We start from the raw sequence: 8,584 nt of genomic DNA, 5'->3' as shown, positions 1-8,584 counted from the left end.
GGTGATTCCGAGATTGCCGATAACTGGGGCTCTAAACGTTGCCGTCCGGAAAGTCGCTGTCAGGCGAAGTAGCAGCTAGTGGGCGGGAAGCACACATAGATCCGGGTCCCGGGGGTACCCGCGGCGATATGCGCTTCACCGTCGTAATGATCACCCGGGACCGCCGGCATTCGCTGCTGGCCGCCCTCGCGCGCACCCGGAAGATCACGGAATCGCCCCCGGTCATCGTCGTCGACAACGCGTCGCGGGACGGCGCTTCCGACGCCGTCGCGGCGGAATTCCCCGAGGTGGAGCTGATCCGTTCCCCGCGCAATCTCGGCGCCGTCGCCCGGAATCTGGCCGTCGACCACGTCCGCACTCCGTACGTGGCGTTCTGGGACGACGACACCTGGTGGGAGCCGGACGCCCCGTCGCGCGCCGCGGACCTGCTCGACGCCCACCCGCGGCTCGCGGTCGTCACCGGGCGGATCCTCGTCGACCCCGGCGGCCGCGAGGACCCGATCGTGCCGGAGCTGCGGCATTCGCCGGTCCCCGGGCCGCCGTGGCTGCCCGGCCCGGCCCTCGGCTCGTTCCTCGCCGGGGCGTCCATGGTCAGGGCCGAGGCGTTCCGCGAGGCCGGCGGGTTCTCCCCGCGCCTGTGGCTGGGCGGCGAGGAGGAGCTGCTCAGCGCCGACCTGATGACGCTGGGCTGGCAGCTCTGCTTCGCCGAGGACGTCGTCGTGCACCACGAGCCGTCCCCGCTGCGCGAGCCGCACCTGCGGCGCCGCCACGGCATCCGCAACACGCTGTGGTTCACCTGGCTGCGCCGCCCGCTGCCCGCCGCCGCGCGGCGCACGGCCGGGCTGCTGCGCACCCTGCCGCGCGACCGCGTCACGGCCGCCGCGCTCGCCGAGGCCGCCGCGGGGCTGGCCTGGGTCGCGCGCGAGCGCCGCCCGCTGCCCCCCGACGTCGAGGAGCGGCTCCGGAGCCTGGAGGCGTCCCAGCGGGCGTCCAGGGCCCGCCGCTACGTGAGCTAGGAGGACGCCGCCGATGCCCGCCGTCACGGTCGTCGTCGCGACCCGCGACCGCGCCCCGGAACTGCGCCGCAGCCTCGCCCGGCACACCGCCCCGGTGATCGTCGCCGACAACGCCTCCGCCGACGGCACGGCCGCCGTCGCCGAGGAGGCCGGCGCCGCGGTGCTGCGGCTGCCGCGCAACCTGGGCGCCGCCGCCCGCACCACCGCGGCCTGGCACGCCTCGACCCGCTACGTCGCGTTCGCCGACGACGACTCCTGGTGGGCCCCCGGCGCCCTGGACCGCGCCGTGGAGATCCTGGACGCGCACCCGCGGACGGCGCTGCTCGCCGCCCGCGTCCTCGTCGGCGAGGAGGAGCGGCTGGAGCCGGTTTCGGCGGAGATGGCCCGCGCCCCGCTCGGCCGGCCGGACGGGCTGCCCGGACCGGCGATCCTCGGCTTCCTCGCCTGCTCGGTCATCGTCCGGCGGGACGCGTTCCTCGACGCCGGCGGCTTCTCGGAGGTGCTGCACTTCGGCGGGGAGGAGGAACTCCTCGCCCTGGACCTGGCCGCCGCCGGGTGGGGGCTGGCGTACGTGCCCGAACTGGTCGTCCACCACCACCCGTCCACGGCGGGCCGCGACCCGGCCGGGCGCCGCCGCAGGGAGGCGCGCAACCGGCTGCTGACCGCCTGGCTGCGCCGCCCGCTCCCGGCGGTCGCCGGCGCCGCCGCCGCGGCGCTCGGCACCCGGGACGGCCGCGCGGGCCTCGCGGACGCCGCCCGCGCCCTGCCCGCGCTGGCCGGCGCGCGCCGCCCCGTCCCGCCGGCGGTGGCGGCGGCGCGCGCCCGCCTCGCGGACTACTGACGGCGCGTCAGGTGCGGGTCCGCCGGGCGAGCACGACCAGGTCGACGGCGGCGATGACGGCGACCACCGCGCAGATGGCCGCGGCCGCCCACATGCCGTCGCCGTCCGCGGTCACCGCGAACCCGATCGCGCCGCCCACCGCGAGGACCAGCGCGACCGCCGACAGGATCGCCCGCAGCCGCAGCGGGCTGCGGGCGGTGAGCGGCTCGCTCCCGCTCGGCTGCCCGTGCCGGTAGCGGCCCCGCGAGCCGGGGCCGCGCCAGTCCGGGTCGCTCCACTCGGGCGCCGGCGCGCCGTCCCCGCCGGGCGGCCGCCCGCCGGGAGCCTGTCCGCCGGATGCCTGTTCGCGGGGGTCGTTCTGGTCGGGAGAGGAAACCATGGGGTGCTCGTGCCCGGTCGCGGCCGGTCGATGCGCGGCGGTCAGCCCGCGCTGGAGGCCGCCCAGATGTTGACGCCCGCGTCGACGGCGTCCCGGTCGATCGCTGCCAGCTCGTCCTCGGTGAAGTCCAGCCGGTCCAGCGCCGCGAGGTTCTCCTCCAGCTGGCCGACGCTGCTCGCGCCGATCAGCGACGAGGTGACCCGGCCGTCGCGCAGCGACCACGCCAGCGCCATCTGCGCGAGCGACTGCCCGCGTCCCCGGGCGATCTCGTTCAGCGTCCGGACGTGCCGGACGTTCTCCTCGGTGAGCAGGTCCGCCGAGAACGACGTGCCCTTGCTGGCCCGCGACCCCGCGGGCACGCCGCCGAGGTACTTGTCGGTCAGCATCCCCTGCGCCAGGGGCGAGAAGGCGATGCAGCCGACGCCCTCCCGTTCGAGCGTGCCGAGCAGCCCGCCCTCGATCCACCGGTTCAGCATCGAGTAGGACGGCTGGTGGATCAGCAGCGGCGTCCCCATCTCCCGCAGGATCGCCGCGGCCTGCGCGGTGCGCTCGGCCGAGTACGACGAGATCCCCGCGTACAGCGCCTTCCCGGACCGGACGGCGCTGTCCAGCGCGCCCATCGTCTCCTCAAGCGGCGTCTCCGGGTCGAAGCGGTGGCTGTAGAAGATGTCGACGTAGTCCAGGCCCATCCGGCTCAGCGACTGGTCGAGGCTGGCCAGCAGGTACTTGCGCGAGCCCCAGTCCCCGTACGGGCCGGGCCACATGTCGTAGCCGGCCTTCGTGCTGATGATCAGCTCGTCCCGGTACGGCCGCAGGTCCTCCCGCATGACCCGGCCGAAGTTGAGCTCCGCCGAGCCGTACGGCGGCCCGTAGTTGTTCGCCAGGTCGAAGTGCGTGACGCCGAGGTCGAACGCGCGCCGCAGGATGGCCCGCTGCACCTCCAGCGGCCGGTCGTCGCCGAAGTTGTGCCACAGCCCCAGCGAGATCGCCGGGAGCCGCAGCCCGCTGCGCCCGCACCGCCGGTAGGGGATCCGCTCGTACCGCTCACTGTCCGCCACGTAGGTCATGCCCGGAGTATCCCAGCAGCGGGACGGCCTCAATCCAGGGCGTGCTTGAGGACCTTGCCCGCGGGGTTGCGCGGCAGCCGGTCGCGGAAGACCACGTCGCGGGGGACCTTGTGCCGGGCGAGGTTGGCGGCGACGTGCCCCTTGACGTCGTCCTCGGTCAGCGCGGCGCCGCCCGCGCGGACCACGTAGGCGCGCAGCCGCTGCCCGAACTCGGCGTCGGGCACGCCGGTGACGGCGGCCTCCTCCACATCGGGGTGCGCGGCGAGCAGGTCCTCGACCTCGCCGGGGTGGACGTTCTCGCCGCCCGACACGATCATGTCGTCGGCGCGGCCGTCGACGTGCAGCCGGCCGGCGCCGTCGAGGTGGCCGAGGTCGCCGACCGCCATCAGCCCGCCGACCTCCTCCTTGCCGCCCCCGCCGGTGTAGCCGGCGAACCGGGCCGGGGTGTCGACGAAGATGCGGCCGGTGCCGCCGGGCGGCACGGGCCGGTCGTCGTCGCCGAGGATCGCGACCGTCGTCCCGGCGGGCGGGCGGCCGACGCAGCCGGGCGCGGCGGCCAGGTCGTCCGGGGTGGCGATCGTGATGCAGGACGCCTCGGTGGAGCCGTAGAAGTTGTAGAGCACCGGCCCGAACGCCGCCAGGACGCGGTTCGCGAGGTCGGGGTCGAGCCGCGCGCCGCCCGTCATGACCACCTTCAGGCCGGGCAGGCTGCGCTCCCGCGCGCCGGGGACCGCCAGCAGCCGGCTCAGCATCACCGGGACCGCGACGAGGGACGCGCACCGGTGCGTCTCCAGGTCGTCGAGGACGCGGGCCGCGTCGAACCGCCGCCGCAGCACCAGCGTGGACCCGAGGCCCAGCGCGAGGATCGCGGAGGTCAGCCCGAGGCCGTGGAACAGCGGCGGGCCGACGAACATGGGCTCCCCGCCGCGGAACGGCACCTTCGACAGGATGCCGCCGGGCAGCGCCACCGACCGGGGCTGCGACCGCGGCGCGCCCTTCGGCCGCCCGGACGTGCCGCTGGTCAGGATCACCATGGAGCCGTGCCGGGACGGCGCGGGCGGCGGCGCGTCGTCCGCGCCGCCGATGAGCTCGTCCAGGTCGGTCTCGGAGAAGCACGGCATGGTGCGGCCGTCCACCACGAGCCCGTCCACCACGGGGGCGAACTCCTCGTCGTGGACGACGGCGGTGACGCCCTCGCGGGTGACGGCGTCGCGGAGCTGCGGCGCGGCGAAGTCGGTGTTGAGGAACAGTACGGATGCGCCCGTCTTCGCGGCCCCCGACATCGCCTCCAGGAGCCCGCGGTGGTTGCGGCACAGGATGCCCACGGTGTCGCCGGCGCCGATGCCGCGCGCCAGCAGCGCGTTGGCGAGGGCGTTGCAGCGCCGGTCCAGCTCGCCGAACGTGAGGCCGCCGCGGTCGTCGACCAGGCCGGTCCGCTCCGGGAAGCGGTGCGCGGGCAGTGCCGTCGCGGCGCCGAGCGGCCCGTACCGCCGCATCGCCCGCGCCGATGCGGCGAGGGCCCGGGGAGGCATCGGGCCGATCATCCCGGCGCGGGCGGCGGCACGCAGCCCGTTGAGCTCGGCGGAGATACGGGTGCGCGTGACCATGACCGGCAGCGTACGCAAGTGAAGGACAGATCCACAAGATATGTCCTTTTGCCGCAGGGGTGCGGGCCGCGGAGCGGGGGTGCGAGTACACAAAAGGACCGCGTACCGGCTGTCATCTCTGCGAGGCGTGAACGAGGCTCGTAGGTGGCAGGAAGACTCAGAGCAATGGACGAGGAGGTCCACGTGGTCGTGCTGCGCAGTTACGTGTCGGGTTCTTGGCAGGCTCCGGACGCCGAGGGGGTGCCGCTGCGCGACGCCGTCACCGGGGACGAGGTCGCCCGCGTCTCTTCGGCGGGCGTCGACATGGGCGGGGCGCTGGAGTACGGCCGCAGGGTCGGCGGCCCGGTGCTGCGGGAGCTGACGTTCCACCAGCGGGCGGCCCTGCTGAAGGCACTGGCGTCCCACCTGCGCGAGCATCGCGAGGAGCTGTACGCCCTGTCGGCGCGGACGGGCGCGACCCTCGGCGACTCCAGGTTCGACATCGACGGCGGCATCGGCGTCCTGTTCGCCTATTCGAGCAAGGGCAGGCGCGAGCTGCCGAACGACACGGTGCTGATCGAGGGGGACGTCGAGCCGCTCGGGAAGGGCGGGACGTTCGTCGGGCAGCACCTGTGCACCCCCTCGCACGGCGTCGCGGTGCAGATCAACGCGTTCAACTTCCCGGTCTGGGGGCCGCTGGAGAAGCTCGCGCCCGCGTTCCTCGCCGGCGTGCCGAGCCTGATCAAGCCGGCGAGCCAGACCGCCTACCTGACGGCCCGGCTCGTCGAGCTGATCGTCGAGTCCGGCATCCTGCCGGAGGGCGCGGTGCAGCTGGTCTGCGGCGAGCCGGGCGACCTGCTCGACCACCTCACCGAGCAGGACATCGTCGGGTTCACCGGGTCGGCGTCCACCGCGCGGCTCCTGCGCACCCACCCGGGGATCGTGGGCGGCTCCGTCCGGTTCAACGCCGAGGCCGACTCGCTGAACTGCTCGGTCCTCGGGCCGGACGCGGTGCCCGGCACGGCCGAGTTCGACCTGTACGTCGAGCAGCTCGTCGCGGAGATGACCGTCAAGGCGGGGCAGAAGTGCACCGCGATCCGCCGCGCGCTCGTCCCGTCCGCGCTCATCGGCGACGTCGCCGAGGCCGTCCGCGACCGGCTGGCGAAGGTCGTGGTCGGGAACCCCGCCGACCCGGAGGTGCGGATGGGCGCGCTCGCCGGCCTCGACCAGCGCGAGGAGGTGCGGCGCTCGCTCAAGGCGCTGCTGGACGCGGCCAGCCTGGTGTTCGGCGACCCCGGCCGGGTGGAGGTGCGCGGCGCCGACGCCGAGCGCGGCGCCTTCATGTCGCCGATCCTGCTGCGCGCCGACGACACCGCCCGCGCCGAACCGCACGAGGTCGAGGCGTTCGGGCCGGTCAGCACGCTGTTGCCCTACGACGGCGCCGGCGAGGCCGTCGCGCTGGCGGTCCGCGGCCGCGGCAGCCTCGCCGGATCGGTCGTGACCGCCGACGCGGAGTTCGCCCGGCACGTCGTGCTCGGCACCGCGCCGTGGCACGGGCGGCTGCTGGTGCTGAACTCCGAGAACGCCGGGGAGTCGACCGGGCACGGCTCGCCGCTGCCCGCGCTCGTCCACGGCGGCCCGGGGCGCGCCGGCGGCGGCGAGGAGATGGGCGGGATCCGCGGGGTGGTGCACCACATGCGGCGCACCGCCGTGCAGGCCGGGCCCGCGATGCTGACCTCGATCACCGGCCGGTGGGTCCCCGGCACGGACCGGACGGTCACCGGCGAGCACCCGTTCCGCAAGCACCTGGAGGACCTGCGCGTCGGAGACACCGCCGTCGGCGGCCCCCGGGCCGTGACCCTCGACGACGTGGAGCACTTCGCGGAGTTCACCGGCGACGTCTTCTACGCCCACATGGACGAGGAGGCCGCCGCCGCGAACCCGTTCTTCGGCGGGCGCGTCGCGCACGGCTACCTGGTGGTGTCGTTCGCCGCGGGCCTGTTCGTCGACCCCGCCCCGGGTCCCGTCCTGGCGAACTACGGGCTGGAGAACCTGCGGTTCCTCACCCCGGTCAAGCCCGGGGACGAACTGACCGTCACGCTCACCGCCAAGCAGATCACCCCGCGCGAGGGCGCCGGCTACGGCGAGGTCCGGTGGGACACCGACGTCACCAACCAGGAGGGCGCCTCGGTCGCCAAGTACGACGTGCTGACGCTCGTCGCCAAGCGCCCCAAGCAGGACTGACGGACGGTCCGGGCCCGGCCGGGCGCTCCCGGCCGGGTCAGCCGACCCACACCGTCTTGGCGTTGCAGAAGGCGCGCATGCCTTCGGCCGACAGCTCGCGGCCGTAGCCGGAGCGCTTCACGCCGCCGAACGGCAGCTCCGGGTAGGAGGTGGTCTTGCCGTTGATGAAGACCTGCCCGGCGTCCAGCTCGCGGACGAACCGCTCCCGCTCGGCGTCGTCGCGCGTCCAGGCGTTGGAGCCGAGCCCGAACCCGGTCGCGTTGGCGAGGCCGATCGCCTCCGCGATGCCGTCGACCCGGAACAGGGAGGCGACCGGCCCGAAGACCTCCTCGTCGTACATGCGCATCCGCGGCGTCACGCCGGACAGGACGGTCGGCGGGTAGAACCAGCCGGGCCCCTCCGGGCGCTCGCCGCCGCACAGCACCGCCGCGCCCTTGCCCACCGCGTCGGCGACGAGCTCCTCGACCTCGGCGCGCTGGGCCTCGCTGACGAGCGGGCCGACGTCGGTGGCCTCGTCCATCGGGTCGCCGACCCTCATCGCGCGCATGTTCGCGACGAACAGCCGCTCGAACTCGTCCGCGCACGCGGAGTCGACGATGAAGCGCTTGGCCGAGATGCAGCTCTGCCCGTTGTTGAGGCACCGCGACTCCGCCGCGGTGCGCGCGGCGGCCTCGATGTCGGCCGACGGCATCACCACGAACGGGTCGCTGCCGCCGAGCTCCAGCACGGTCGGCTTCACCTCGTCCGCGGCGATCGCGGCGACCGACCGCCCGGCCGGCTCGCTGCCGGTGAGCGTCGCGGCCTTCACCCGCGGGTCGCGCAGCACCCGCTCGACCTCGGCCGAGCCGATCAGCAGCGTCTGGAACGCCCCCTCGGGGAACCCGGCGCGGCGGAAGAGGTCCTCCAGGAACAGGGCCGTCTGCGGGACGTTCGAGGCGTGCTTCAGCAGCCCGACGTTGCCCGCCATCAGGTTCGGCGCCGCGAACCTGATCACCTGCCAGAGCGGGAAGTTCCACGGCATGACCGCGAGCACCGGGCCGAGCGGCTCGTAGCGCACGTAGGCGTCGCGCGCCCCCACGTCCCCGGCGTCGGCGGGGCGCCGCTCGGCGAGGAACTCCCCGGCGTGGCCGGCGTAGAACCGGCACGCCTGGGCGCACTTCGCCGCCTCGGCCTCGGCCGCCTTGAGCGTCTTGCCCATCTCCGCCGTCAGCATCGCGCCGATCCGGCCGGCCTCCTCGTCGAGGATGCCGGCGGCCGCGCGCATCCACTCCGCCCGCCGCGCGAGGTCCGTCGTCCGGAAGGAGGCGAACGTCTCCGCCGCCCGCGCGATGCGCCGGTCGACCTCCTCGTCGGCCAGCGCGTCGAAGGTCTTCTCGACCTCGCCCGTGGCGGGGTTGGTCGTGGCGATCGTCGTCATGCCGGGATACTCCCTCGATGTCCGCTGTTGTCAG

The 8,584-nt window shown here is 74.8% G+C and carries 7 protein-coding genes; 3 read left to right on the top strand and 4 right to left on the bottom strand.

The genetic code is table 11. The features are described 5' to 3' along the window. Positions 1–128 precede the first annotated feature (128 nt). Both E1200_RS03165 and E1200_RS03160 read left to right on the top strand, forming a co-directional pair. Positions 129–1,016: a glycosyltransferase gene (locus E1200_RS03165; RefSeq protein ID WP_131950243.1), complete on the top strand. Its 888-nt coding sequence runs from the start codon at positions 129–131 to the stop codon at positions 1,014–1,016. Between the two features lie 13 nt (positions 1,017–1,029). Beyond that, positions 1,030–1,857, top strand: a complete 828-nt coding sequence (locus tag E1200_RS03160) for a glycosyltransferase (protein ID WP_131950242.1) — start codon at positions 1,030–1,032, stop codon at positions 1,855–1,857. A 7-nt stretch (positions 1,858–1,864) separates the two neighbouring features. On the opposite strand, the gene E1200_RS03155 is transcribed toward E1200_RS03160, so the two are convergent. The 3 genes from E1200_RS03155 to E1200_RS03145 are packed head-to-tail and all read right to left on the bottom strand — an operon-like array spanning position 1,865 to position 4,910. Continuing rightward, positions 1,865–2,236 carry a DUF6343 family protein gene (locus E1200_RS03155; protein WP_131950241.1) on the bottom strand — a complete coding sequence of 124 codons (372 nt, stop codon included), beginning with the start codon at positions 2,234–2,236 and terminating at the stop codon, positions 1,865–1,867. 41 nt (positions 2,237–2,277) lie between these two features. Further along, positions 2,278–3,303, bottom strand: coding sequence for an L-glyceraldehyde 3-phosphate reductase (mgrA, locus tag E1200_RS03150; RefSeq protein ID WP_131950240.1), 1,026 nt, complete (start codon positions 3,301–3,303; stop codon positions 2,278–2,280). A gap of 29 nt (positions 3,304–3,332) precedes the next feature. Beyond that, complete coding sequence (locus tag E1200_RS03145; RefSeq protein ID WP_131950239.1) at positions 3,333–4,910, bottom strand: AMP-binding protein; 1,578 nt, start codon at positions 4,908–4,910, stop codon at positions 3,333–3,335. A gap of 165 nt (positions 4,911–5,075) precedes the next feature. Here E1200_RS03145 and paaZ point away from each other — a divergent pair, with 165 nt between their 5' ends. Beyond that, positions 5,076–7,133 (top strand): phenylacetic acid degradation bifunctional protein PaaZ, encoded by a 2,058-nt coding sequence (gene paaZ / locus E1200_RS03140; protein WP_207933124.1) that lies wholly within the window; start codon positions 5,076–5,078, stop codon positions 7,131–7,133. A 37-nt stretch (positions 7,134–7,170) separates the two neighbouring features. Here the strand turns inward: paaZ and E1200_RS03135 are convergent, their stop codons facing one another. After that, positions 7,171–8,550 (bottom strand): NADP-dependent succinic semialdehyde dehydrogenase, encoded by a 1,380-nt coding sequence (locus E1200_RS03135; RefSeq protein ID WP_131950238.1) that lies wholly within the window; start codon positions 8,548–8,550, stop codon positions 7,171–7,173. Positions 8,551–8,584 lie beyond the last annotated feature (34 nt).

It is taken from the genome of Actinomadura sp. GC306 (genome assembly GCF_004348665.1).
Classification (GTDB): Bacteria; Actinomycetota; Actinomycetes; order Streptosporangiales; family Streptosporangiaceae; genus Spirillospora.
The sequence above is the reverse complement of the archived record's forward strand: the minus strand, read 5'-3'. Positions and strand labels throughout refer to the sequence as shown.

Coding starts and splice junctions, on each gene's coding strand:
- E1200_RS03165 (WP_131950243.1), top strand. CDS start 129: ATGCGCTTCACCGTCGTAATGATCACCCGGGACCGCCGGCATTCGCTG.
- E1200_RS03145 (WP_131950239.1), bottom strand. CDS start 4,910: ATGGTCACGCGCACCCGTATCTCCGCCGAGCTCAACGGGCTGCGTGCC.
- E1200_RS03155 (WP_131950241.1), bottom strand. CDS start 2,236: ATGGTTTCCTCTCCCGACCAGAACGACCCCCGCGAACAGGCATCCGGC.
- E1200_RS03160 (WP_131950242.1), top strand. CDS start 1,030: ATGCCCGCCGTCACGGTCGTCGTCGCGACCCGCGACCGCGCCCCGGAA.
- E1200_RS03135 (WP_131950238.1), bottom strand. CDS start 8,550: ATGACGACGATCGCCACGACCAACCCCGCCACGGGCGAGGTCGAGAAG.
- paaZ (WP_207933124.1), top strand. CDS start 5,076: ATGGACGAGGAGGTCCACGTGGTCGTGCTGCGCAGTTACGTGTCGGGT.
- mgrA (WP_131950240.1), bottom strand. CDS start 3,303: ATGACCTACGTGGCGGACAGTGAGCGGTACGAGCGGATCCCCTACCGG.